Annotated in this window: 17 protein-coding genes, 3 rRNA genes, 1 riboswitch and 1 other annotated feature; of the genes, 14 read left to right on the forward strand and 6 right to left on the reverse strand. The window is 48.5% G+C overall.

Going from position 1 to position 25,195, the window contains the following annotated elements; translation table 11 throughout:
- Positions 1-8 precede the first annotated feature (8 nt).
- A complete protein-coding gene (gene ytkD / locus MHI54_RS14085; protein ID WP_095215995.1) occupies positions 9-485 on the forward strand; it encodes an RNA deprotection pyrophosphohydrolase in 477 nt (158 codons plus the stop codon).
- A 64-nt stretch (positions 486-549) separates the two neighbouring features.
- Here the strand turns inward: ytkD and MHI54_RS14090 are convergent, their stop codons facing one another.
- Together MHI54_RS14090 and pckA are read right to left on the reverse strand one after the other, a co-directional pair.
- On the reverse strand, positions 550-1,485 hold the full coding sequence (locus tag MHI54_RS14090) for an IS30 family transposase (protein WP_340081424.1): 936 nt from the start codon (positions 1,483-1,485) through the stop codon (positions 550-552).
- Positions 1,486-1,585: 100 nt separating this feature from the next.
- On the reverse strand, positions 1,586-3,160 hold the full coding sequence (gene pckA / locus MHI54_RS14095) for a phosphoenolpyruvate carboxykinase (ATP) (RefSeq protein ID WP_340082957.1): 1,575 nt from the start codon (positions 3,158-3,160) through the stop codon (positions 1,586-1,588).
- 198 nt (positions 3,161-3,358) lie between these two features.
- Positions 3,359-3,463: riboswitch (SAM riboswitch) on the forward strand.
- A 180-nt stretch (positions 3,464-3,643) separates the two neighbouring features.
- On the opposite strand from pckA, the gene metK reads away from it, so the two are divergent.
- Both metK and asnB read left to right on the forward strand, forming a co-directional pair.
- Positions 3,644-4,843: a methionine adenosyltransferase gene (gene metK, locus MHI54_RS14100; RefSeq protein WP_095215972.1), complete on the forward strand. Its 1,200-nt coding sequence runs from the start codon at positions 3,644-3,646 to the stop codon at positions 4,841-4,843.
- Between the two features lie 133 nt (positions 4,844-4,976).
- On the forward strand, positions 4,977-6,884 hold the full coding sequence (asnB, locus tag MHI54_RS14105; protein WP_095215973.1) for an asparagine synthase (glutamine-hydrolyzing): 1,908 nt from the start codon (positions 4,977-4,979) through the stop codon (positions 6,882-6,884).
- Between the two features lie 36 nt (positions 6,885-6,920).
- On the opposite strand, the gene MHI54_RS14110 is transcribed toward asnB, so the two are convergent.
- Positions 6,921-7,430: a gamma carbonic anhydrase family protein gene (locus MHI54_RS14110; RefSeq protein WP_340081926.1), complete on the reverse strand. Its 510-nt coding sequence runs from the start codon at positions 7,428-7,430 to the stop codon at positions 6,921-6,923.
- Between the two features lie 89 nt (positions 7,431-7,519).
- Here MHI54_RS14110 and MHI54_RS14115 point away from each other — a divergent pair, with 89 nt between their 5' ends.
- Complete coding sequence (locus MHI54_RS14115; RefSeq protein WP_340081927.1) at positions 7,520-8,602, forward strand: tetraprenyl-beta-curcumene synthase family protein; 1,083 nt, start codon at positions 7,520-7,522, stop codon at positions 8,600-8,602.
- A gap of 15 nt (positions 8,603-8,617) precedes the next feature.
- Here MHI54_RS14115 and MHI54_RS14120 read toward each other — a convergent pair whose 3' ends face one another.
- The gene (locus MHI54_RS14120) at positions 8,618-9,187 is read right to left on the reverse strand and encodes a class I SAM-dependent methyltransferase (protein ID WP_340081928.1); all 570 of its coding nucleotides are present in this window, start codon (positions 9,185-9,187) and stop codon (positions 8,618-8,620) included.
- Positions 9,188-9,368: 181 nt separating this feature from the next.
- On the opposite strand from MHI54_RS14120, the gene MHI54_RS14125 reads away from it, so the two are divergent.
- The 8 genes from MHI54_RS14125 (at position 9,369) to MHI54_RS14160 (ending at position 21,066) form a co-directional block, all read left to right on the forward strand.
- Positions 9,369-10,316, forward strand: coding sequence for a BMP family ABC transporter substrate-binding protein (locus MHI54_RS14125; RefSeq protein ID WP_095215977.1), 948 nt, complete (start codon positions 9,369-9,371; stop codon positions 10,314-10,316).
- A 5-nt stretch (positions 10,317-10,321) separates the two neighbouring features.
- Positions 10,322-11,983 (forward strand): methyl-accepting chemotaxis protein, encoded by a 1,662-nt coding sequence (locus MHI54_RS14130; protein ID WP_340081929.1) that lies wholly within the window; start codon positions 10,322-10,324, stop codon positions 11,981-11,983.
- A gap of 41 nt (positions 11,984-12,024) precedes the next feature.
- Positions 12,025-12,239: a binding site (T-box leader), on the forward strand.
- A 74-nt stretch (positions 12,240-12,313) separates the two neighbouring features.
- Complete coding sequence (gene leuS / locus MHI54_RS14135) at positions 12,314-14,728, forward strand: leucine--tRNA ligase (RefSeq protein ID WP_340081930.1); 2,415 nt, start codon at positions 12,314-12,316, stop codon at positions 14,726-14,728.
- A gap of 60 nt (positions 14,729-14,788) precedes the next feature.
- The gene (locus MHI54_RS14140) at positions 14,789-15,094 is read left to right on the forward strand and encodes a rhodanese-like domain-containing protein (RefSeq protein WP_095215997.1); all 306 of its coding nucleotides are present in this window, start codon (positions 14,789-14,791) and stop codon (positions 15,092-15,094) included.
- A gap of 218 nt (positions 15,095-15,312) precedes the next feature.
- Positions 15,313-16,874, forward strand: a 16S ribosomal RNA gene (locus MHI54_RS14145).
- A gap of 301 nt (positions 16,875-17,175) precedes the next feature.
- A 23S ribosomal RNA gene (locus tag MHI54_RS14150) occupies positions 17,176-20,100 on the forward strand.
- Between the two features lie 259 nt (positions 20,101-20,359).
- Positions 20,360-20,472, forward strand: a 5S ribosomal RNA gene (gene rrf, locus MHI54_RS14155).
- Together the 16S, 23S and 5S rRNA genes form the textbook arrangement of a ribosomal RNA operon.
- A 63-nt stretch (positions 20,473-20,535) precedes the next feature.
- A complete protein-coding gene (locus MHI54_RS14160; RefSeq protein ID WP_340081931.1) occupies positions 20,536-21,066 on the forward strand; it encodes a GNAT family protein in 531 nt (176 codons plus the stop codon).
- Between the two features lie 50 nt (positions 21,067-21,116).
- Here MHI54_RS14160 and MHI54_RS14165 read toward each other — a convergent pair whose 3' ends face one another.
- On the reverse strand, positions 21,117-22,385 hold the full coding sequence (locus MHI54_RS14165; RefSeq protein ID WP_340081932.1) for an NAD(P)/FAD-dependent oxidoreductase: 1,269 nt from the start codon (positions 22,383-22,385) through the stop codon (positions 21,117-21,119).
- Positions 22,386-22,493: 108 nt separating this feature from the next.
- On the opposite strand from MHI54_RS14165, the gene MHI54_RS14170 reads away from it, so the two are divergent.
- Together MHI54_RS14170 and MHI54_RS14175 are read left to right on the forward strand one after the other, a co-directional pair.
- Positions 22,494-24,140, forward strand: coding sequence for a polysaccharide biosynthesis protein (locus MHI54_RS14170; protein WP_340081933.1), 1,647 nt, complete (start codon positions 22,494-22,496; stop codon positions 24,138-24,140).
- Positions 24,141-24,143: 3 nt separating this feature from the next.
- Positions 24,144-24,866: a pseudouridine synthase gene (locus tag MHI54_RS14175; RefSeq protein WP_095217275.1), complete on the forward strand. Its 723-nt coding sequence runs from the start codon at positions 24,144-24,146 to the stop codon at positions 24,864-24,866.
- Between the two features lie 63 nt (positions 24,867-24,929).
- Here MHI54_RS14175 and MHI54_RS14180 read toward each other — a convergent pair whose 3' ends face one another.
- Positions 24,930-25,148 (reverse strand): DeoR family transcriptional regulator, encoded by a 219-nt coding sequence (locus MHI54_RS14180; protein ID WP_093728766.1) that lies wholly within the window; start codon positions 25,146-25,148, stop codon positions 24,930-24,932.
- Positions 25,149-25,195: the final 47 nt, after the last annotated feature.

Consider the following 25,195-nt stretch of genomic DNA (forward strand, 5'->3'; position numbering starts at 1 on the left):
GGATGATGATGATTACGTTCAGAGATTATTATAACAACGAAGTGAAGATGTCTTTCGCCGATCATCCATTTTCCGATCAGCCTAAACATGTGTGGGTGATTTGCCGATACGGAAGCAAATGGCTTCTCACACGCCATAAAGATCGGGGATTGGAGTTCCCGGGCGGCAAGGTCGAAAAGGGCGAAACGGCGGAGCATGCGGCAATGCGGGAAGTGATGGAAGAGACTGGCGGTGTCGTGCAGCAGCTGAAATATGTCGGACAGTATTTCGTAGCCGGCAAAGCGGGTCATATTGTGAAAAATGTCTATTATGCCATCATCTCGGAATTGAAGAAGAAATCCAATTACCTGGAGACGTATGGACCGGTGCTGGTGGAAAAGTTCCCTTCCCATCTGGCGCAGCATGCAGAATACAGCTTCATGATGAAGGATAAGGTGCTGCCAAACGCACTGCATCATATAGACCAGCTTGAAAAGACGATGTAAAAAAACCACCCCCGAAAGATGACTGTCTAGTCTGCCGGGGGTGGTTTTTTTATTTGATAGTTTGTCAATCTAAATGCGACAGTTCCTCCTGGAAAGCCTCGTAAGGAGTTTTCCATCCTAATATTTTTCGCGGGCGATGATTAATTAGGTATAGTGCTTGGTGGATTTCATCTTCTGAAACAGAGGCTAAGTCTGTTTTCTTTGGGAAGAACTCCCGAAGCAGCCCGTTACTGTTTTCATTGGTTCCTCGCTGCCATGGGGCATACGGATCGGCAAAGTAAACCGAGATATCCATTTCATTTTCGATTTCTTGATAACAAGCAAATTCTTTCCCTCGATCTGTGGTCGCTGTCTTAAATATTTCCTTAGGCATAGAAGCTGCCACTTGTGAGATAGCTTCCTTCATAGAGCGTGCACTTCGATCGTTCATTTTAACTGCGAGAAAGAAACGCGTTTTGCGTTCGGCAAACGTTCCGAAGCATCCTTTACTTTTTCCACGGCTTGATACTACTGTATCTAGTTCCCAATGGCCTGCCGATTTTCGGTCCTTCACATCTTTTGGACGCTCCTTTATCGACGTACCAATATTGAATCGACCTCTCGTTTCCCGGGGTTTTTGCCTTTTTCCTTTTTGACGGAAGACCTGATGATCGACAGAGAATCGTCTTTGATTCATCCAACGATAGATGGTTTTGAAGCTGATGATACCCAGCCTTCCTTGAATTTGTTCAGGTGACCAAGTGAGCTTTAATTTCTCCTCAATAACCACTCTAAGCTCTTCTTTCCATTTACCTTTAGGAATACAAAATTCCCGTCGTTTTTGATACATTCTGTCAGCAGAGTCAGCTTTATAGCTGCCCTCACTGTTACGCTCCAATTCTCTGGAAATAGTCGAATGGTGTCTCCCTAACTCCTTTGCGATACGACGTGCAGACCAGCCAAGCTTGTATAGTGTTTCTAGTTTTCCTCGTTCAATTGTAGTAAGATGGGAATAGCTCATGTTTTCCTCCGTTTAAGATTAGGTATGGTAACTTCATCTTACACGAGGAAACATGGGCTTTTCTATTTTCAAAAGGTGTCGCACTTAATATTACAATTCATCATTTATAAAGCGGGCCCGCCTGGCGGACTGCTTCGTCAATGAAATCAAATTTTGCGAAATTCCGATGGAACTGAACAGCGAGCTCATGCGCTTTTTGCTTGTAAGCCGTTTTATCTTCCCAAGCATTTTCCGGCATCAGCAGCTCTGCCGGTACATCTGCAATGGAAACAGGAACATGCAGACCGAAAATAGGATCCTGGGTTGTTTCTGCGTGGCGTAATTCACCGCGGAGTGCTGCTTGCACCATCGTTCTTGTATAAGCTAGCTTCATCCGGGAACCGGAATGATAATCCCCGCCGGTCCAGCCGGTATTGACCAGATACACATCTGCCTGGTGCTCGCTGATCTTGCTGCCCAGCATGTCTGCGTATACGGATGGTGCCAGCGGCAGGAAAGGAGCACCGAAGCAAGTGGAGAATGTTGCTTCCGGTTCTGTCACACCACGCTCTGTGCCGGCAAGTTTGCTCGTATAGCCGCTCAGGAAGTGGTACATCGCCTGCTCGGTTGTCAGCTTGCTGATCGGGGGAAGCACACCGGTTGCATCCGCGGTCAAGAAGATGATCGTCTTGGGATGGCCGGCCAAGCTTTTCGATAAGCTGCCCTCGATATAGTCGATTGGATAGGCTGCACGTGTATTCTCCGTCACGGATCCATCCTCATAATCACAGACGCCGGTTTCATCAACTGCTACATTCTCCAGGATTGTACCGAATTTAATCGCCCCGTGGATTTCAGGCTCCTTCTCAGCGGAAAGATTGATGCACTTGGCGTAGCAGCCGCCTTCGATATTGAAGATGCCATCTGGTGACCATCCGTGTTCATCATCCCCGATCAAAGGCCGGTCCGGATCGGCAGAAAGCGTTGTTTTACCAGTACCGGATAGACCGAAGAAAAGGGCGGTATCGCCATCTGCACCTACATTCGCAGAGCAGTGCATCGGCAGGATTTCCTGCTGCGGAAGCAGGAAATTCATCACGGAGAAAATCGATTTCTTCATTTCGCCGGCATATTCCGTTCCGCCGATGACAATGACACGCTGCTTGAAGGATACGATCACGAAGGCTTCGGAATTCGTGCCATCGACAAGCGGATCTGCTTTTACGCCTGGAGCAGAAATGACAGTGAAGGAAGGCTTATGGGATGCCAGCTCCTCGTCAGTCGGGCGGATGAACAGCTGATGGGCGAACAAGTTATGCCATGCATATTCATTGATGACCTGTATCGGCAGATGATAGCGTTCATCGGCTCCCGCAAAACCTTGGAAAGAGAATACTTCTTCCTGTGCCTGCAAATAATCGACGACTTTCCCCAACAAATGCTCGAACGTCTCTTCACTTATCGGCTGATTCACGTTGCCCCAGTCGACTTTGTTCTCGGAAAGTTCATCCTTGACAATGAATTTATCTTTTGGGGAACGGCCGGTATATTTGCCGGTCGCCGCCCGCAGGGCACCTGTTTCTGTCAGGCGTGCCTCTTGGCGGGACAATGCCGCCTCGGTCAATTGAGCCGCGGATAGGTTTCTTTTCACATTGGGTTGATTGCGCAATTCCTCTAAAGCTGTCACTGCATGCATCATTCGCATATGGATCCCGCCTTTTTGTAGTGATTTTTAATTAGTATAACACATTAAAATATTAATACATACTATTTTCATTTGCAATCACCAACTTAAAAATAGTCGGCAGATAATTCCGATTGTTTTTGTCGGTTATTGCAGGATTTGGTTGACTTCTGGAGGCTGTTCCGATAACATAGTTCCGAACGGAAAACACTCTTATTCAGAGTAGGCGGAGGGACAGGCCCTAAGAAACCCGGCAACCGTCACATTTGTGAAATGGTGCTCAACCTGAGCAAGGGATACCTTGAACGATAAGAGAGGGAATAAGCCAGCCTTCTGTTATGAGGAAGGTTTTTTTCATGTAACGGCTTAATAATAGAAAAAGAGCAATACTAACGTAGTGTTCTTTCACCTTCACCCATTATCAAGTTTCTTAATAACATACTTGGAAAGAGTAAAACTTCCGTATTAATCGTAGTTGAAGGGGGATTTGGCAGAATGACTGCTAATCGTCGATTATTTACCTCAGAATCCGTTACAGAAGGCCACCCGGATAAAATCTGTGACCAGATCTCGGATGCTATATTAGATGAAATCCTATCCAAGGACCCGAATGCCCGTGTCGCTTGTGAAACGACAGTTACAACTGGCCTTGTTCTGGTAGCTGGAGAAATCACGACAAGCGCTTATGTAGATATCCAAAGCATCGTGCGTAAAACCATCAAGGAAATCGGTTATACACGTGCAAAATATGGCTTTGATGCTGATACATGTGCAGTGCTGACAGCAATCGATGAACAATCGCCCGATATCGCAGGCGGTGTCGATCAAGCACTCGAAGCCCGTGAAGGCATGATGACAGATGAAGAAATCGATGCCATCGGTGCCGGTGACCAAGGATTGATGTTCGGCTATGCCAGCAATGAAACACCGGAGTTCATGCCGCTGCCGATTTCATTGGCGCACCGTCTTTCCAAGCAATTGGCGAAGATACGGAAGGATGAGGTCGTGAGCTACTTGCGCCCGGACGGGAAAACGCAGGTGACTGTGGAATATGATGAGAACGATCGACCAGTACGGATCGATACGATTGTCATCTCCACCCAGCATCATCCGGAAGTGGAGCAAGCGCAGATCCATGCTGACTTGAAAGAGCTTGTGATCAAGCCGGTTGTCCCAGCGGAATTGCTGGATGAGGACACGAAATATATCATCAACCCGACTGGCCGTTTCGTCATCGGCGGTCCTCAAGGTGATGCCGGTTTGACTGGCCGTAAGATCATCGTTGATACGTACGGAGGCTATGCACGCCATGGCGGCGGGGCATTCAGCGGGAAAGATGCTACGAAAGTGGACCGTTCCGGTGCATATGCAGCGCGCTATGTTGCGAAAAACATCGTCGCTGCAGGTCTTGCGGAGAAATGTGAAGTACAGCTTGCGTATGCGATCGGTGTTGCCGAGCCCGTTTCCATCAGCATCGATACTTTCGGAACAGGCAAACAATCCGAGGAAGCATTGGTCAAAGCAGTACGCGAGTTATTCGACCTCCGTCCTGCCGGCATCATCAAGATGCTGAACCTGCGTCAGCCGATCTATAAAGATACAGCTGCATACGGTCATTTCGGACGTACGGATAAAAACTTCCCTTGGGAGCAGACAGACAGAGCTGCACAGCTGGAAAGCTATACATTCGCATAAATCATGCAAAAGCAAGAGCGACACTTTCGCTCTTGCTTTTTTTTAGCAGCCGCCCATAATCTTCCTTCAAGAACCGAATTGTTTTGTGCTATAATTAATGGCTAGAAGTAATGAAAGAGAGGCTAATAAGTAAATGTGTGGTTTGATTGGCGTCATCAGAAAAAACGTAAAACAACTAACGCAAGCTGATAAGGATAAATTCAAACAACAGAACAACATCATCACGCACCGCGGTCCGGATGATGAGGGATATTACCATGACGAACATGTTTCATTTGGTTTTCGCCGTTTGAGCATCATCGACATCGAAGCTGGGGTTCAGCCGCTAAGCTATGACGATGAGAACATCTGGATGGTTTTCAACGGGGAAATCTATAACTATGTAGAGCTCCGTGAAGACCTGCTGAAAAAAGGCTCCGAGTTCAAGACAGAATCCGATACCGAGGTCATCGCAGCGATGTACCATACATACGGAGAGGAAGCATTCAAGGAGCTTCGCGGTATGTTCAGCATTTTGATCTGGGATAAACAAAAGAAGATATTCTACGGAGCTCGTGATCCTTTCGGCATTAAACCGCTCTTCTATAAAGAAACGGACGAGGAAATCTTCTTTGCTTCCGAGAAGAAGAGCATCACGCTGCTGGAAGAATCAGACACTGTGGATACGGAATCTCTGCAGCAATATCTGAGCTACCAATATGTACCCGATCCTTTCTCCATGACAGAAGGTATCAAGAAGGTTGAGCCTGGTCATTACTTTGTAAAACGTGAAGGTGAACCAATCGAATTCCATCGCTACTGGCATGCGACATTCTCGCCAAAAATCATGGACAAGCAAGCTTGGATCAAACGAATCCAGGACGTGCTGTATGATTCCGTCAGCAAGCATATGAGAAGTGATGTGCCGGTCGGTTCCTTCCTTTCAGGCGGAATCGATTCCTCCGTTATCGTGGCGATAGCAAAGGAATTCAACCCGAACTTGAAGACATTTTCCGTTGGATTTGAGCGGGAAGGCTATTCCGAAGTGGATGTAGCGAAAGAAACAGCTGAAAAAATCGGCGTGGAAAACTATTCTCACATCATCACGCCGGAAGAATACCTTGAGAAGCTTCCGAAGATCATGTGGCATATGGATGATCCATTAGCTGATCCTTCCGCCGTGGCACTGTACTTCGTGGCAAGGGAAGCCAGCAAGCATGTAACGGTTGCCCTCTCCGGCGAAGGTTCCGATGAGCTGTTCGGCGGATATAATATCTACCGTGAGCCAGAGTCCCTGCGTATGTTCGACAGCATCCCGGGACCTGCCAAGGCATTGCTGGCCCGCGTGGCGAAGATCCTCCCTGAAGGTGTGCGCGGAAAGAGCTTCCTGGAGCGTGGTACGACTCCTTTGAAGGACCGCTATATCGGTAACGCCAAGATGTTCGAGAATGCGGATCTGCAAAAGCTGCTGAAAACGTATGACAGCTCGATCAGCTACCAGCAGTTAACCGCACCTTTATATGAAAACGTCAAGAATGAGCCTCCTGTCAATCAGATGCAGTATATCGATATTCACACTTGGCTTCGCGGGGATATCCTTCTTAAAGCCGATAAGATGACAATGGCACACTCACTCGAGGTCCGGGTACCGTTCCTTGATAAAGAGGTATTCCGAGTTGCCCGTGAAATCCCGCAAGATCTGAAAATCGCCAACAATACGACGAAGAGCCTGCTGCGCGAAGCAGTGGAAGGCATTGTGCCAGATCACGTATTGCATCGTAAAAAACTAGGCTTCCCGGTACCGATGCGCCACTGGCTGAAAAATGAACTGAATGGCTGGGCGAAGCAGCTCATCCGTGAGAGCCAGACAGATCATCTTTTGCATAAAGATTATATTCTTAATCTGCTGGATGCACATTGTCAAGGCAAAGGGGATTACAGCCGTAAAATCTGGACTGTCCTTGCCTTCATGCTTTGGCATCAGATTTACGTGGAACGCAAGTATGACTTTGCTGAATTCCAGAAAGTCGATAGAGTGGAAAGCAAGCTGCAGACCGTATGATGGGAAAAGCCGTCCCCCGATAAAGGGGACGGCTTTTTATGTGGTTTCTTTATATAGCTTGCTTTTGCTGATGTATTCCAACCGGATCCTCTCCATATCCTGGTAATCAGAATCGGTCAAATCCCTTATCACCTTGGCAGGTCTGCCGAATGCGAGCTTGCCGGAAGGAATCGTCTTGCCTGGAGGGACAAGTGAGCCAGCTCCTACATACGCGCCATCTTCGACGACTGCTCCATCAAGGATAAGGGACCCCATGCCGACCAAAGCATTCCTGCTGATTGTGCAGGAATGCAGCGTAACTTGGTGGCCGATGGTGGCACTATCCTTTATGATAAGGGGAAGGCCGGGACTTCCGTGAAGGACACAAAGATCCTGGACGTTGGCGCCTTCCCCGATCTCAACCGGTGAAACATCTCCCCGTATAACGGTTTTAAACCAGATGCTGGCATCCTTTTTGATCGTGACATCCCCAGTAATAACAGCATCGGGAGCAACATATGCTTCATTGTGGACATGTGGACGTTTCTTGTCATATTCGTATATCATTTGAATACTCCTTTCGTTTATGTTCTCATAGAATTACTAGATTTTTTTGAAAAGAAGACAATCCCGGATTCGAGGAGCGATACTGTACAATGGCCCAACAAATACCAAAGTCATCGGTTTTACTGATGCATCAAGTATATCGGAAAATATTCCCTGAAGTACATAAGGAATTGGAATTATGGACACAGCGGGCAGAAGCGATCCCGGACCCGGAACTGCGGAAGCAGGCGCTGGAAAGTATTCGGACCAAACGCTTCCATTGCCAGGGAGGAGCGGTATACAGTCTGCTGGCAGGGGATAGGTGGAAGCAGGCGATAAAGTTCATCATTGCGTATCAAACCATCAGTGACTATCTTGATAATCTATGTGATCGCAGCACTTCGCTTGATCCGGACGATTTCCGGCTATTGCATCGATCCATGCTGGATGCACTGCAGCCCGGTGAGATGCTGAAGGATTATTATGCCTTACGGGATGAGCGCGAAGACGGCGGTTATTTGCATTCGCTTGTATTCACTTGCCAGACGATCCTCGGGAAACAGCCGGACTTGCCGATCATGCAGCCTTATCTGCTGAAGCTTTCAGGCTTATATGGCGATTTGCAGGTGCACAAGCATGTCGCCAAGGAAGAGAGGATTGAACGGCTTACGAACTGGTTCTCTTTATATCAGGAGGAGCACCGTGATCTTACTTGGTATGAATTCTCTGCCTGCAGCGGATCCACTCTTGGCATCTTCTGCTTCGTATCTTACGGAATGGGGATGGAGCTTGATCATCAGCTGGCCGAAGATATCTATCGAAGCTATTTCCCGTATATGCAAGGTCTGCATATCCTGCTGGATTACTATATCGATCAAATGGAGGATGAGGCCGAGGGCGATTTGAATTTCTGCCATTACTACCGGGACTCCGATGAAATGCGGGAAAGGCTGCTCTATTTCATCGAACGGACGAATGAAAGTGTGCAGCGTCTGCCGCATGCGTCCTTCCATGAAATGGTCCATCATGGACTGGTCGGTCTGTACCTGGCAGATAGCAAGGTCAGCCTGCTTGCGGATGGCAAGCAGATGATAAAATCGCTGCTCAGAGCCAGCGGGAATAAATCGAAGTTTTTCCATTTGAACATCAAAGCGTATAATAAAATGAAAGAAGCGCGTACCCCGATTGGCTAGGGGGTCGCGCTTCTTTCATTTTTTCTTCTCGATTGCGATGATGAACGGCGGATTATTCTTTTGATTGAGGAAACGGTACTGCAGGACGGCATAATGTTTTTGATCATAGTCCTTTACATGGGCCAGCAATCCTTCTTTTTCAATTGCGCCTTCCGGGTGGCCATGATAAACAACCAATACAATCCTGCCTCCCGGTTTCATGGCATGGCGGATTTTTTCGATGGCAGTGATGGTGCTTTCTGCGTTGGTGGTGATGGCCTTGTTGCTGCCCGGCAGGTAGCCCAAGTTGAAGATGGCTCCGGCAAGCTTGCCTTCATCTTCAGGGGTTATATAATGATCGACACGCTGGTGGCTGTCCAGGATCAGCGTCGTATTCGTCACATCGTGCATAGCCAGGTGCTTGCTTGTCATTTCAATGGCTTGTTCCTGTATATCGAATGCCAGTACTTTTCCTTCTTCCCCGACTAAACGGCTGAGCACGAGTGTATCGTTGCCATTGCCGCAAGTCGCATCGATGACTGTATCTCCTGGCAGAATCACTTGTTCCATCAGTTCGTGTGCATAAGCGATGACATGTTTTAGCATTTCCTGAATCCTCTCTCTGACAAATTGTTCTCTCTTATTTTCCGCTACCTGCTTCCATTTAGCAAATCAAATCTCTGATATGTAAAAATAAATTTACAAACATTTTACCAAAATTATGTAGAAACGTGTCGATATAAGGACCATAGTAGTAGTGTGATGGAAAAGAAAGGAGTATATCGACATGTATAAGCGCGTCCTAATACCTATTTGTATTCTGCTTCTATGTTATCTGACTGGGTGTGCAGCCGATTCGGCAGCTGCCAAACTGGATGAAGAAAAACGTATCGGAATCATACTGACAGAAGCGGGACTCGGTGATCAGGAATGGAATGATGTGGCCATCGAGGGCCTGACGAAAGCAAGGGATCGTCTTGATATAGTCTATACATATAAGGAAATGACCCCAGAGCTATCCTATGAAGAAGTACTGGGGGAATTGGCTCGGGAAGGCATGGATGCAATCATCACTTTGGAGCCATCAGCCAGGGACGCTGTCTCTGAGCAAGCAGCTGCAAATCCGGATATTACATATATAGCTTTCGGAACCGATTTGAAGGGAGATAATCTATTCGGCTATACGTTTGATGTAAAACAGGCGGGTTATTTGGCAGGTGTGGCAGCTGCCACCGTGACAAAAACGGGTAAGGCGGGCTTTATCGGTGAGCGATCCAGTGCTTATCTTGCAGGATTCGAACAAGGGATGGCTGATACATCCCAAGAAACGGAACTGCTTGTTAGGGAAGCATCTCCGGATGACGAAGCTGCCGGTAAGCAATCGGCGAAGGAACTGATCGAGGAGGGGGCGGATATTCTTTTTGCTGAACCCGGAAGTGCCGAAAAGGCGATGATAGGACAAGCTTCCTTGACGGATATATATGTGATTGGTGCCGGAGGCGATCAGTCTTATCTTGCTCCCGATAATGTCGTGACATCTGCCATGCTGCAAATCGATCACGTCTTATTCGAATTTTTGGAGCGGTTATCGAAAGGGGAAGAGCTGCCGAAGGATAATATGATTGGATTGAAGGAACAAGCGGTAGGCTTGAGTCCGATTGGCGTCGTCAGTATCACGGACACAGTCGAAGGAAAAGTCCACACGGCAACACAGAAGCTGATAGAATCGGAGTGAGCTAAATGAAACTGACACGGAAACTTTTTCTTCAATCGGCAGCTACAAGTGTATTGGCTTTGGCCCTCATTGCGTTCATCATCTTTAGTATGGTGAGAATCAACGCCTCCAGTTATGAGCAGGTCCAGCATCTTCTGGAGCTGCAGCGGCTTGACAGTCAGCTCAATAATGCAGGGCAGATACTGAAGAACACGGCTACGATCCGTACGGACACATCGGCTGCAGAATTGCGGACTTATTTGGATCAGAGCGAATCGAGCTTCGAGCAGCTGACTGCCACCACGGAAGGGCAGTCATCCGCATATCTCGAAGCGGCAATGGAAAAGTATGATGAATGGCAGGGGGAAGTGACGAGCCTTCTGACGAATGTGAATGAGATGGAAGCACTTCGGTTATCCAGCCGGGTTCAAGGGCTGCTGAATGATATTTATATGGCGAATGCATACAGTACGGCAGCTTATGAAGATGAACAGCGTACATTGCAGAATCAGATCACATTTGTAATAGTGGTGTCCGTCGTGGGGGTGCTGCTGCTGATCATCATCACGAGCTACACATCGGGAAGGACGAGTAAATCGATTGCCAATCCATTATTGGCACTGGCATCGAGGACGAATCAGATTGCAGCTGGTGATTTGACTGTACGGCCAATAGAAAAGACCGGGAGCCTGGAAATCAGTGAAATGAATCAGTCATTCGGCCAGATGGCAGAACAGCTGAAAAGCTTGATTCGATCCATTGAAAAAGCCAGTGATGAAGTAGCCGGAATGTCAGAAGAAATCGACAAGGACAATCGTAATCTTCAGGAACTGCATAAGGAGATTGCTGCTTCGGTCGGTGAAATCACATCCGGATCTCAGCGTATTTCCTCCGACCTTCAGCAGACTGTTGCCATGATTGAACAGATGGACAAGCAGGGAAGTGAGAACAGTGCGTTTGCGACAGAGACAGTCGAGCTCGGGAAACTTGCGGCAGAGGCTGCTGTCCGCGGACGTGAAACCGTTCAAGAGCAGCAGCGGCTGACAGTCAGGAATGGAGAAAGCAGGGAGCTGATGGAAGCGTCTCTGCGGGATTTCATGCAATACTCTCAGCAAATCGAGCAAATGGTGGCATCGGTTGCTTCCGTTGCGGAACAGACTAACTTGCTTGCTTTGAATGCGGCGATCGAGGCGGCCAGGGCTGGGGAAGCAGGCAAAGGATTTGCTGTCGTTGCCGATGAAATCCGTAAGCTAGCCGATGAATCCAAAGCTTCGGCGGATAGCATCTATCAGACGATTGGTGCAATTCGCAAGGGAACGATGAATTTATCCGAGGCTGTGCAATTCGGCCACGAAACAGCCAAAGCTGAAACAGCTTCCATGGAAAGCATGGAAACATCATTTGTAGAGATAGAAGAAAAATTCGAGACAATTGCAAAGCGGCTGCAGCAAATCCAAAGTGGCAGTCTTAAATCCGAAGAATTGGGGGCGGAGGTGCTGACCCGAGTGGAACAAATCAGCAGTACGCTCCAGGAAAACACTGCAAAGACGGATGTGGTCCACCACTCGACCAACGCCCAGTATGGAGCATATGAGCAGCTGGCCATGACAGTCGGGCAGCTGGACCGTGTAACGCGTGAGCTGCAGGAGGCTGTTTCGGTATTCCGGACGGAAGCTGCCGAATCTTGACAAACGCAGCGCAGTTCCGTACACTGGACACAACAATACTGTGAACGATGAGGAGAAGGAGTAGTAGCGAGCACTGCTTGGTTATAGAGAGACGGTACTCTGGTGCAAGCCGTCCCGGCATCTTGTGAACTCGCCTTCGGAATTGCAAAAGGGAACTGCCAGTACTTTTTGCCGTTTTCCGCGTTAAGGAATGTCGAGCGGGCGTGCATTTGCGCTAAGTTGGGTGGTACCGCGGGAGAAGTCTCTCGTCCCATTATTGGGATGAGGGGCTTTTTTCTTTGCTTCACGGTCAGATTGTTCAAGTTGAAGAGAGTACAGGAGGCACATGATATGTCATTCAATCATCATGAAATCGAAAAGAAATGGCAAGCTTTTTGGGAAGAAAACAAAACGTTCAAAACGGATACTTCCTCTGACAAACAAAAGTTTTATGCCTTGGATATGTTTCCTTATCCATCAGGTGCAGGTCTGCACGTCGGACACCCTGAAGGTTATACAGCGACGGATATATTATCTCGTATGAAACGGATGCAAGGCTATGAAGTGCTTCATCCGATTGGCTGGGATGCATTCGGTTTGCCGGCGGAGCAGTATGCGCTGGATACGGGGAACGATCCGGAAGAATTCACGAAAAAGAACATAGCGACCTTCACAAGACAAATCAAAGAACTTGGTTTCTCCTATGACTGGGATCGCGAAGTCAATACAACAGATCCAGATTACTATAAATGGACGCAGTGGATTTTCCTTCAATTGTACAAGAAGGGCCTTGCTTATGTCGATGAAGTGGCAGTCAACTGGTGCCCTGCCCTGGGTACTGTCCTTTCCAATGAAGAAGTCATCGATGGAAAGAGTGAGCGCGGCGGGCACCCTGTCATCCGCAAGCCGATGAAGCAATGGGTGCTGCGTATTACTGCTTATGCAGATCGTCTGCTTGAGGACTTGGATGAACTGGACTGGCCGGATAGCTTGAAAGAAATGCAGCGAAACTGGATCGGACGTTCAGAAGGAGCTGAAGTCACCTTCCGCATCGACGGCACAGAAGAAAGCTTCGATGTGTTTACGACTCGTCCGGATACTTTGTTTGGGGCTACATTCGCTGTCATGTCCCCCGAGCATCCGCTTGTTGACAAAATTACGTCCGATGCCCAGCGCGAAGCAGTCGATGCCTATAAGCAGGAAGTAGCTGCAAAGAGTGATTTGGAGCGTACCGACCTTGCAAAAGAGAAAACAGGTGTATTCACGGGAGCATATGCCATCAATCCAGTTAACGGAGAAAAAATGCCGATCTGGATCGCCGATTACGTGCTGATGAGCTATGGATCGGGAGCAATCATGGCTGTCCCGGCACATGATGAACGTGACTATGAGTTTGCGAAGACTTTCGATTTGCCGATCAAAGCAGTCATCGAAGGTGCAGATATTGAAAAAGAAGCGCATACTGGCGAGGGAGCGCATATCAATTCTGGTTTCCTTGACGGTTTGAATAAAGAAGAAGCAATTTCTGCAGCGATCAAGTGGCTGGAAGAGAACAACCACGGCTCCAAGAAGGTAAGCTATCGTCTGCGTGACTGGGTGTTCAGCCGCCAGCGCTACTGGGGTGAGCCGATTCCGATCATCCATTGGGAAGATGGCACGATGACAAGCGTACCGGAGGAAGAGCTTCCGCTTGTACTTCCGAAAACAGATGAAATCAAATCATCCGGTACAGGTGAATCACCGCTTGCGAATATCACGGAATGGGTGAATGTCACGGATCCGGAAACAGGCAAGAAAGGCAAGCGTGAAACACATACGATGCCGCAGTGGGCGGGAAGCAGCTGGTACTTCCTTCGTTACATCGATCCGAAGAATCCAGAAAAGCTTGCTGACTTTGAAACGCTGAAGAAGTGGCTGCCGGTCGATGTATATATCGGTGGGCAAGAGCACGCCGTCCTTCATTTGCTATATGCACGTTTCTGGCATAAATTCCTTTATGATATCGGAGTCGTGCCGACGAAAGAGCCTTTCCAGAAGCTGTTCAACCAAGGCATGATCCTTGGTGAAAACAATGAAAAAATGAGTAAGTCCAAAGGGAATGTCGTCAATCCTGATGATGTCATTGATTCCCATGGGGCAGATACACTCCGTCTATATGAAATGTTCATGGGTCCATTGGATGCTTCGATTGCCTGGTCGACAAATGGCCTGGATGGTTCCCGTCGATTCCTTGATCGTGTATGGCGCTTATTCATTACAGAAGAAGGGGAGCTTTCGGATAAGGTGCAGGATACAGATGCCGAAGAACTGCAAAAAAGCTATCATGAAACTGTGAAGAAAGTGACAGAGAACTTCGAGGCTTTACGTTTCAATACCGGGATTTCCCAATTGATGGTGTTCATCAATGATTGCTATAAAGCACCTGTCATCCCGCGTGATTTTGCCGAAGGCTTCATCAAGCTGCTTTCGCCGGTAGCACCGCATATTGCGGAAGAGCTGTGGAGCAAACTGGGACATCAGGAAACAATCTCGTATGCAGAATGGCCGGTCCATGATGAGTCGAAGCTTGTAGAACAAGAAATCGAAATCGTGCTGCAGGCGATGGGCAAGGTGCGGGCAAAAGCAATGGTGCCGCACGATGCATCCAAGGAAGAGCTTGAACAAATCGCGCTGAATAATGAACAAATGCAAAGCTGGCTGGAAGGAAAGACTGTCCGCAAGGTGATCGTCGTTCCAGGCAAGCTGGTGAATGTAGTAGCAAACTGATAGATGAATCCCTTCTGTGTTTCCGGAAGGGATTCTATTTGAGTGAAGGAGAGATGTAAGATGCGTAATATACAACCGGAAGAACTTGATGAACTTATTGAAAACGGGACTTCTGCCTATAAAGTGATCGATGTGCGGGAAGAGGAAGAAGTGGAACAAGGCATGATTCCAGGTGCCATTCATATTCCGCTGCAGCAGATTCCTGAAAAGCTGCCTGAATTGCCTGCGGACGAGACATATGTACTTGTCTGCCGCGGCGGTCACCGCAGCATGAATGCGGCTGCATTCATGGAGAATCAAGGATATGATGTGATCAATATGGACGGCGGTATGCTGGAATGGAAAGGCGAACTGGTTTTCAAGTAAGATGAGGGGCGGCAAGGAAGGCGTTTCGACGTCTTCTTTGCTAATAATCTATTTTTCTCTGATACTAGTGTTGACAGTATCGAATCATGGTGGTAGTATATAGATACTGTCGCAAGGCAGTCATTGATCTTTGAAAACTGGACAAAACAACCAATTACGAACTAAACGACATGATCATAAAGATCAACGTCAGCTCTGACGAGCAATGCATCAACACTTTCATGGAGAGTTTGATCTTGGCTCAGGACGAACGCTGGCGGCGTGCCTAATACATGCAAGTCGAGCGCAGGAAACCAGATGACCCCTCCGGGGTGAATCTGGCGGAATGAGCGGCGGACGGGTGAGTAACACGTGGGCAACCTGCCTGTAAGACTGGGATAACTCCGGGAAACCGGGGCTAATACCGGATAGTATTTCCTTTCTCCTGATCGGAAATGGAAAGACGGTTTCGGCTGTCACTTACAGATGGGCCCGCGGTGCATTAGCTAGTTGGCGGGGTAACGGCCCACCAAGGCGACGATGCATAGCCGACCTGAGAGGGTGATCGGCCACACTGGGACTGAGACACGGCCCAGACTCCTACGGGAGGCAGCAGTAGGGAATCTTCCGCAATGGACGAAAGTCTGACGGAGCAACGCCGCGTGAGCGATGAAGGCCTTCGGGTCGTAAAGCTCTGTTGTCAGGGAAGAACAAGTACAAGAGTAACTGCTTGTACCTTGACGGTACCTGACCAGAAAGCCCCGGCTAACTACGTGCCAGCAGCCGCGGTAATACGTAGGGGGCAAGCGTTGTCCGGAATTATTGGGCGTAAAGGGCGCGTAGGCGGTTTCTTAAGTCTGATGTGAAAGCCCACAGCTTAACTGTGGAGGGTCATTGGAAACTGGGGAACTTGAGTGCAGAAGAGGAGAGTGGAATTCCACGTGTAGCGGTGAAATGCGTAGATATGTGGAGGAACACCAGTGGCGAAGGCGACTCTCTGGTCTGTAACTGACGCTGAGGCGCGAAAGCGTGGGGAGCAAACAGGATTAGATACCCTGGTAGTCCACGCCGTAAACGATGAGTGCTAGGTGTTAGGGGGTTTCCGCCCCTTAGTGCTGAAGTTAACGCATTAAGCACTCCGCCTGGGGAGTACGGCCGCAAGGCTGAAACTCAAAAGAATTGACGGGGGCCCGCACAAGCGGTGGAGCATGTGGTTTAATTCGAAGCAACGCGAAGAACCTTACCAGGTCTTGACATCCGCTGACAACCTTGGAGACAAGGCGTTCCCTTCGGGGACAGCGTGACAGGTGGTGCATGGTTGTCGTCAGCTCGTGTCGTGAGATGTTGGGTTAAGTCCCGCAACGAGCGCAACCCTTGATTCTAGTTGCCAGCATTCAGTTGGGCACTCTAGAGTGACTGCCGGTGACAAACCGGAGGAAGGTGGGGATGACGTCAAATCATCATGCCCCTTATGACCTGGGCTACACACGTGCTACAATGGATGGTACAAAGGGCAGCGAAGCCGCGAGGCTAAGCAAATCCCATAAAACCATTCTCAGTTCGGATTGCAGGCTGCAACTCGCCTGCATGAAGCCGGAATCGCTAGTAATCGCGGATCAGCATGCCGCGGTGAATACGTTCCCGGGCCTTGTACACACCGCCCGTCACACCACGAGAGTTGGTAACACCCGAAGTCGGTGAGGTAACCTTTTGGAGCCAGCCGCCGAAGGTGGGATCAATGATTGGGGTGAAGTCGTAACAAGGTAGCCGTATCGGAAGGTGCGGCTGGATCACCTCCTTTCTAAGGATAATTGGAAAAGGTGAAGCGACTGTTCAAAAGCGTACGGATAGATCAGATCGGTTACAGACTCCGGGTTTTGGAGTCAGGAAACGAGATGAACTATACGCTAGCTTTTAGGAGCTGAACCTGGACATTGGAACTACTACTTCGTAGTAGACACGTAATTGGGTTGTTTGTTCAGTTTTGAGAGATCAATCTCTCTTGTGAACCTTGAAAACTAGATAAGAAACAACATGCCAGAACATCAAACTTTAAAGCAAGACAATATATATTGTCGCGATTTAATGCATCATGCGTTATTAGTTAAGTGAAGAAGGGCGCACGGTGGATGCCTTGGCACTAGGAGCCGATGAAGGACGGGACTAACACCGATATGCTTCGGGGAGCTGTAAGTAAGCTTTGATCCGGAGATTTCCGAATGGGGGAACCCGCTATCCGTTATTGGATAGTACGCATTACTGAATACATAGGTGATGCGAGGCAGACCCGGGGAACTGAAACATCTCATTACCCGGAGGAAGAGAAAGCAAATGCGATTTCCCAAGTAGCGGCGAGCGAAACGGAATCAGCCCAAACCAGAAGGCTTGCCTTCTGGGGTTGTAGGACACTCCTTTGGAGTTACAAAGAAACCATGTAGACGAAGCGGCTTGGAATGGCCCGCCATAGAAGGTAAGAGCCCTGTACTTGAAATGTGGTTTCCTCCGGAGTGTATCCTGAGTACGGCGGAACACGTGAAATTCCGTCGGAATCCGGGAGGACCATCTCCCAAGGCTAAATACTCCCTAGTGACCGATAGTGAACCAGTACCGTGAGGGAAAGGTGAAAAGCACCCCGGAAGGGGAGTGAAATAGAACCTGAAACCGTGTGCCTACAAGTAGTCGAAGCCCGTTAATGGGTGACGGCGTACCTTTTGTAGAATGGACCGGCGAGTTACGATCCCCTGCAAGGTTAAGTTGAAAAGACGGAGCCGCAGCGAAAGCGAGTCTGAATAGGGCGACATAGTAGGTGGTCGTAGACCCGAAACCGTGTGATCTACCCATGTCCAGGGTGAAGGTCAGGTAACACTGACTGGAGGCCCGAACCCACGCACGTTGAAAAGTGCGGGGATGAGGTGTGGGTAGGGGTGAAATGCCAATCGAACACGGAGATAGCTGGTTCTCTCCGAAATAGCTTTAGGGCTAGCCTCAAAGGATGATGGTTGGAGGTAGAGCACTGATTGGACTAGGGGCCCTCATCGGGTTACCGAATTCAGTCAAACTCCGAATGCCAATCAATCTACTTTGGGAGTCAGACCATGGGTGATAAGGTTCATGGTCGAAAGGGAAACAGCCCAGACCGCCAGCTAAGGTCCCAAAGTGTGTGTTAAGTGGAAAAGGATGTGGCGTTGCTTAGACAACCAGGATGTTGGCTTAGAAGCAGCCATCATTGAAAGAGTGCGTAATAGCTCACTGGTCGAGTGACGCTGCGCCGAAAATATACCGGGGCTAAACACACCACCGAAGCTGCGGATTGACATCTACGATGTCAGTGGTAGGAGAGCGTTCTAAGGGCTGTGAAGGTCGATCGTGAGGACGGCTGGAGCGCTTAGAAGTGAGAATGCCGGTATGAGTAGCGAAAAAAGAGTGAGAATCTCTTTCATCGAAAGCCCAAGGTTTCCTGAGGAAGGCTCGTCCGCTCAGGGTTAGTCGGGGCCTAAGCCGAGGCCGAAAGGCGTAGGCGATGGATAACAGGTTGATATTCCTGTACCACCTAAATCCGCTTGAACGATGGGGGGACGCAGGAGGATAGGGAAAGCGCGCTGCTGGTCATGCGCGTCCAAGCCGTGAGGAAGTTGAGCAGGCAAATCCACTCAACATGATTCCAGGCGGTTATGGGGAGGGAAATTTAGTACCGAAGTTCCTGATTTCACACTGCCAAGAAAAGCCTCTAGTGAGGAAATAGGTGCCCGTACCGCAAACCGACACAGGTAGGCACGGTGAGTAACCGAAGATGATCGGGAGAACTCTCGTTAAGGAACTCGGCAAAATGACCCCGTAACTTCGGGAGAAGGGGTGCTTCTTTTTAGGAGAAGCCGCAGTGAAAAGGCCCAAGCGACTGTTTAGCAAAAACACAGGTCTCTGCAAAGCCGTAAGGCGAAGTATAGGGGCTGACACCTGCCCGGTGCTGGAAGGTTAAGGGGAATGGTTAGGGACTTCGTCCCGAAGCTGTGAACCGAAGCCCCAGTAAACGGCGGCCGTAACTATAACGGTCCTAAGGTAGCGAAATTCCTTGTCGGGTAAGTTCCGACCCGCACGAAAGGTGCAACGACTTGGGCACTGTCTCAACGAGAGACCCGGTGAAATTATACTATGCGTGAAGATGCGCATTACCCGCGACAGGACGGAAAGACCCCGTGGAGCTTTACTGTAGCCTGATATGGAATGTTGGTACAGCTTGTACAGGATAGGTGGGAGCCTTGGAAACCGGAGCGCCAGCTTCGGCGGAGGCATCCGTGGGATACCACCCTGGCTGTATTGACATTCTAACCCAGAACCGTCATCCGGTTCGGAGACAGTGTCAGGTGGGCAGTTTGACTGGGGCGGTCGCCTCCCAAAGAGTAACGGAGGCGCCCAAAGGTTCCCTCAGAATGGTTGGAAATCATTCGTAGCGTGCAAAGGCAGAAGGGAGCTTGACTGCGAGACCTACAAGTCGAGCAGGGACGAAAGTCGGGCTTAGTGATCCGGCGGTGCCGTATGGAAGGGCCGTCGCTCAACGGATAAAAGCTACCCCGGGGATAACAGGCTTATCTCCCCCAAGAGTCCACATCGACGGGGAGGTTTGGCACCTCGATGTCGGCTCATCGCATCCTGGGGCTGTAGTCGGTCCCAAGGGTTGGGCTGTTCGCCCATTAAAGCGGTACGCGAGCTGGGTTCAGAACGTCGTGAGACAGTTCGGTCCCTATCCGTCGTGGGCGTTGGAAGTTTGAGAGGAGCTGTCCTTAGTACGAGAGGACCGGGATGGACGCACCGCTGGTGCACCAGTTGTTCCGCCAGGAGCACAGCTGGGTAGCTACGTGCGGAAGGGATAAGTGCTGAAAGCATCTAAGCATGAAGCCCCCCTCAAGATGAGACTTCCCATCATTTTAAATGAGTAAGATCCCTCAGAGACGATGAGGTAGATAGGTTCGAGGTGGAAGCGTGGTGACACGTGCAGCTGACGAATACTAATCGATCGAGGACTTAACTAAAAAACGAAAAGCGGAAAAGGCCGTTTAGAAACGTAGGAATAAGCGAGAAAGCCCGTAGTGGAGTGTACTTCTTCACGAAGGGATTTATCGCTTAGGCCATAGTTTCTGGCCTTTGGAGCTGGATCTAGCCGCAGCGCCAGATCCCTTAGTAAGTCAACGCCAAAGACCAAGCACTCCGGTGCTTGGCACGCATGAGATGTACAGCAAGGATGTTTCTTATCTAGTTTTGAGGGTTCATTCCATATGAATTCTTGCATTGTCTGGTGGTAATAGCGAAGAGGTCACACCTGTTCCCATGCCGAACACAGCAGTTAAGCTCTTCAGCGCCGATGGTAGTTGGGTTCGCCCTGCGAGAGTAGGACGCTGCCAGGCAAGTCGAAATCCCTGATTTTTATTGAATCAGGGATTTTTTGTTGCGGAAAAAGGGGGGCTGGTATGGAAAGTACTATAAAAAGAAACCTTGTCATACGCGAAGCTGAGATAAAAGATGCTGAAGCTTTAGCGCGGCTGAGAGTGAAAACCGATGGAGAAACAGAATATATGGATAGAGAAGAAGGAGAAGGGTATCTGTCACCGAAAGATTTCGAGGCATTGATAATCAAGGATCGGAAGGAACTGACCAATTTATGCCTTGTTGCCTGTGACAAGGGAAAAGTAGTTGGTTATTGCAGATGTGAAGGTAATGAATTAAGGCGGTTATCGCATCAAGTTACATTCGGCATTGCAATTTTAAAGGAGTATTGGGGATATGGTATAGGCAGAAAGATGCTGGAAATGATTATTGCGTGGTCTCAAAAGCAAGAAATACATAAAATCAATCTATCTGTTCTTGCATCGAATAAACGTGCCATTCGTCTGTACGAAGCATACGGTTTTCAAATTGAAGGCTGTCTGAAAAATGATAAAAGATTGAGTGACGGCGAATTTCACGATACTGTACTTATGGCCCGGTTCTTGAACAAGTAATGCTATATCATTGTGAAAACCCTCCATCCTTCAAGGATGGAGGGCATTTTTTAATTCGTAACAGATACAGCTTCCCATGCTGCATGCATGCCAGCTACTCGTCCAGTGACCATGGCAGAGGTAATATTATAACCGCCAGTATATCCATGAATATCAAGGATTTCTCCGCAGAAGTATAATCCGGGCATGAACTTAGACTGCATCGTAGTAGGAACGATTTCTTTTACGGACACACCGCCTCCTGTGACGAAGGCCTTCTCAATTGGCTGGGAACCGTTTACAGGGAAAGTAAAGCCCTTGAGCAAGCTGACGAACTGCTGCACATTTTCCCGGGAAATATTTGCTGCTTTCATATCTGGAAGTATGTTGGCCTGTTCCAAAAGGAAATCGAGATAACGTTCGGGCACAATGCCTTTCACTAAGTTACGGAATGCTTTTTTAGGCTGTCCTTGCATCATCTGTGAAAGCTCATCCATCAATACATGAGCTTTCTTGTCAGGAAGGGCATCAATATGCATGCCGACCTCTTTCCGTCCTTTCATCAGTTCCTTTACTACATATTGCGAGCAGCGCAGTACAGCAGGTCCTGAAATACCGAAATGAGTGAACAGCATGTCCATCTGATGGGTGATGATCGTTTTCCCTTTTTCGTTGAGCACACTTACAGCTACATCCCGCAGTGCAAGTCCTTGCAGCTGCTTTTGTTTGATGAAGCTGGCCGAAGAGAGCAAAGGCACTTCTGTCGGGTACAGTGTCGTGATCGTATGTCCTGCTTTCTTTGCCCATGCATAGCCATCGCCGGTACTGCCGGTATGCGGTACTGCTTTACCGCCTACAGCGACAATGACAGCCCCTGCGCTGATCTTTTCACCGTCTTTTAGGATTATCTCGTGTTTTTGCTCGCCATAGTGGATGGCTTTGACGGGTGTTTCCGTCCAGATGCGGACATGCAGCGCATCCAATCGATTAAGCAATGCCTGTACGACGGATTTAGCTGAATTGCTTACAGGGAACATCCGTCCATGATCTTCTTCCTTCAGCTTCACACCGAGATTTTCGAAGAAATCAATGATATCGTAATTGTCGAAAATAGAGAATGCACTATACAAAAACTTTCCGTTACCGGGAATATGCTTGATGACTTCATCCTGAGGCAGGCGATTCGTGACATTACATCTGCCGCCGCCTGATATCGCAAGTTTATTGCCAAGCTTCTTTCCTTTATCAATCAAAAGTGTGGAGGCTCCATGCTCCGCTGCCGATATGGCCGCCATGAGACCGGATGGACCGCCGCCTATCACTGCTACATCGTAATTCATATTGGTTGTTCTTCCTTTCTGCTGATGGGATCCAAAGGAATTCTTCCATCAGGTCTACTTTATGATAAAATAGATTCATTGGATTTTAAAGAGGAGTTAGGTGAAATAATGGCTTTGTCGACTATGATTCGCGGGACATTGCTGCTGACGGCAGCTACATTCCTGTCGAAGTTTCTCGGGATCATCTATGTTATCCCGTTCAATGCATTGGTAGGTTCCTCTGGTGGAGCTTTATTCAACTTTGCATACACCCCATATAATATATTGATCAGTATTTCTACAATCGGTATTCCGTTAGGTGTTTCAAAATTTGTATCAAAATATAATGGCTTAGGGGATTATCGAACAAGCCAGCGCGTTTTCAAAACCGGCTTCAGAATCATGGGGGCAACCGGTATCCTGGCATTCCTCATCATGTATTTCGGAGCCGATTGGATTGCACAGTGGAGTGTCGGGGACGGAAAGTCAGGTTTTACGACAGACACTGTTGCTTATGTTATCAAGCTCGTCAGTTTCGCTAACCTTATCATACCTGCAATGAGTATCGTCAGGGGATTTTTCCAAGGTAACCAATCGATGGGACCATCGGCCGTTTCCACTGTGGTGGAACAAATCGCGCGTATTGTATTCTTGTTGCTCAGTGCTTATCTTGCCCTGCATGTTTTCCATCAAAACATTGCCGTAGCTGTCGGATATGCGACCTTCGCTGCCTTTGTCGGCGCGCTTGCTTCCTGTGCAGTGCTCTATGTTTATTGGCGTGCCCGCAAGCCGCATCTGGAGCTGAAAATGAGACAGCAGACTGTACGCCCTGCCCCGATTTCAGATAGGTCCATCATTAAAGAATTGCTTAGCTATGCCGGCCCATTTGTTGTTACTGGTATAGCCACATCGCTTTATCAGTTCATCGATCAGTTTACGATGCCGCGTGCGCTGGAAGCGATTGGACAAGGAAATGTAGCTGTAGATATCTTCGGGGTAATAAATTTTTACGGTCAAAAAATCATCACTATACCCATGACACTGTCTATCGGATTATCCTTGGCTGCAGTTCCGGCCATCACCCGTGCATTTTTCGCCGATGACCGAAAATTGTATTTACAGCAAATCAATCAGTCATTGCAAATCGTGCTTTTCTTGATTTTGCCTGCCAGCATCGGTATTGCATTGCTGGGAAGTGAAGCCTACACAGCGTTTTATGGAACGGAAGCTGTTCTCAATCCTGATATAAGAGCGGGTAATCTTATGGTTTGGTACGCACCAGTAGCACTGCTGTTTGCATTGTTCACGACAACGTCATCCATCCTGCAGGGTATAAATGAACAGCGCTTCTCCGTCATCAGTTTGACAGCAGGATTATTAGTGAAGATTTTCTTCAATATTCCGCTCATCCATGCATTCGGAGCCAAGGGAGCCATCTTTGGTACGGCGTTGGCTGTCGGCATTGCAACTGTGCTGAACTTCCTGAAGATGAAGCATGTGCTGCATTTTCCGGTGCGTCAGCTCGCAAAGCGGACATTGCTGATTTTGATTTTCACGGCAATCATGTCTGCGGTTGTGCTTCTTATCAAGTTTTTGCTTGGATTTGCCATTACATTCCAGGATGGACAGGTTGCATCGGCTGTCATCATCTTCGTCTGTGCTTTGTTTGGAGGGGGCGTATACATGATCCTATCCTATAAATCCACGCTGCTTGAACGAGTACTCGGAAATCGGATCGGGTTCCTCGATCGTTTATTGAAAAGAAGGAAGGGTTAAATGATGAGATTGGATAAGCTGCTTGCAAATATGGGATTCGGAAGCAGAAAAGAAGTGAAGTCGCTCCTTAAACAAGGAGCTATCACGGTGAATGGCGCCCAGGTCAAATCACCTTCCATCCATGTGGATGAAAAGAAAGATAATGTAAAGGTGAATGGGGAAACAGTGGAGTACAGGGAGTTCATCTATTTGATGATGCATAAGCCGCCTGGGTTGGTATCGGCAACTGAGGATAAGCGGGACGAGACCGTGGTCGATATCCTGCAGCCGGAGGATCGCATTTTTGAGCCATTCCCGGTCGGCAGGCTGGATAAGGATACGGAAGGGCTGCTGCTTTTGACAAATGACGGGACACTTGCACATCAGCTATTATCACCAAAGAAACATGTGCAGAAGCTTTATTATGCCCGCATCGACGGCGAAGTGTCCGAAAAGACGATCGGGCAGTTCCGGCAAGGTGTCACCCTGGATGATGGTTATGTCACGAAGCCTGCCATCCTCCGTATCCTGGACGCTGGTCCGGTTTCTGAAGTCGAGATAACGATTACGGAAGGCAAATTCCATCAGATTAAGCGCATGTTCGAAGCGGTCGGTATGGAAGTCATTTATTTGAAGCGATTGCGGATGGGCAGCTTGGAGCTCGATGAGGATCTTGAGCTTGGGGAATACAGGGAACTTTCTGATGAGGAACTGGACAGGCTGTTTGAGGATACAAAAAAAAGCTGATCTGCTTGCAGATCAGCTTGCCTTAAATGGTTAAGAAATGTTACATAGGTTGTACGATTTGAATCAAGAGATTTTGACTTTTTTTGAGGTCGTTGACCAAACCCCCCGATGAGGACTTTGTACTAAACCGTTATACTCCAGCACGTTCAAATCGCGCTGTACCGTACGGTCCGTAATACCAAATTCTTCAGCCAATTCAGTAGTAGAAACTGTTTCCCTTTCTCGGATGTAAAGATAGACAGCTTTTACACGGTTTAGCATTCGGGATGTTGATTGATTCAAAAAACCACTCCTTAGTTTTACATAAGAATCTGGTGCTCTAAATCTCT

It is taken from the genome of Terribacillus sp. FSL K6-0262, assembly GCF_037977385.1.
Taxonomy (GTDB): domain Bacteria; phylum Bacillota; class Bacilli; order Bacillales; family Amphibacillaceae; genus Terribacillus.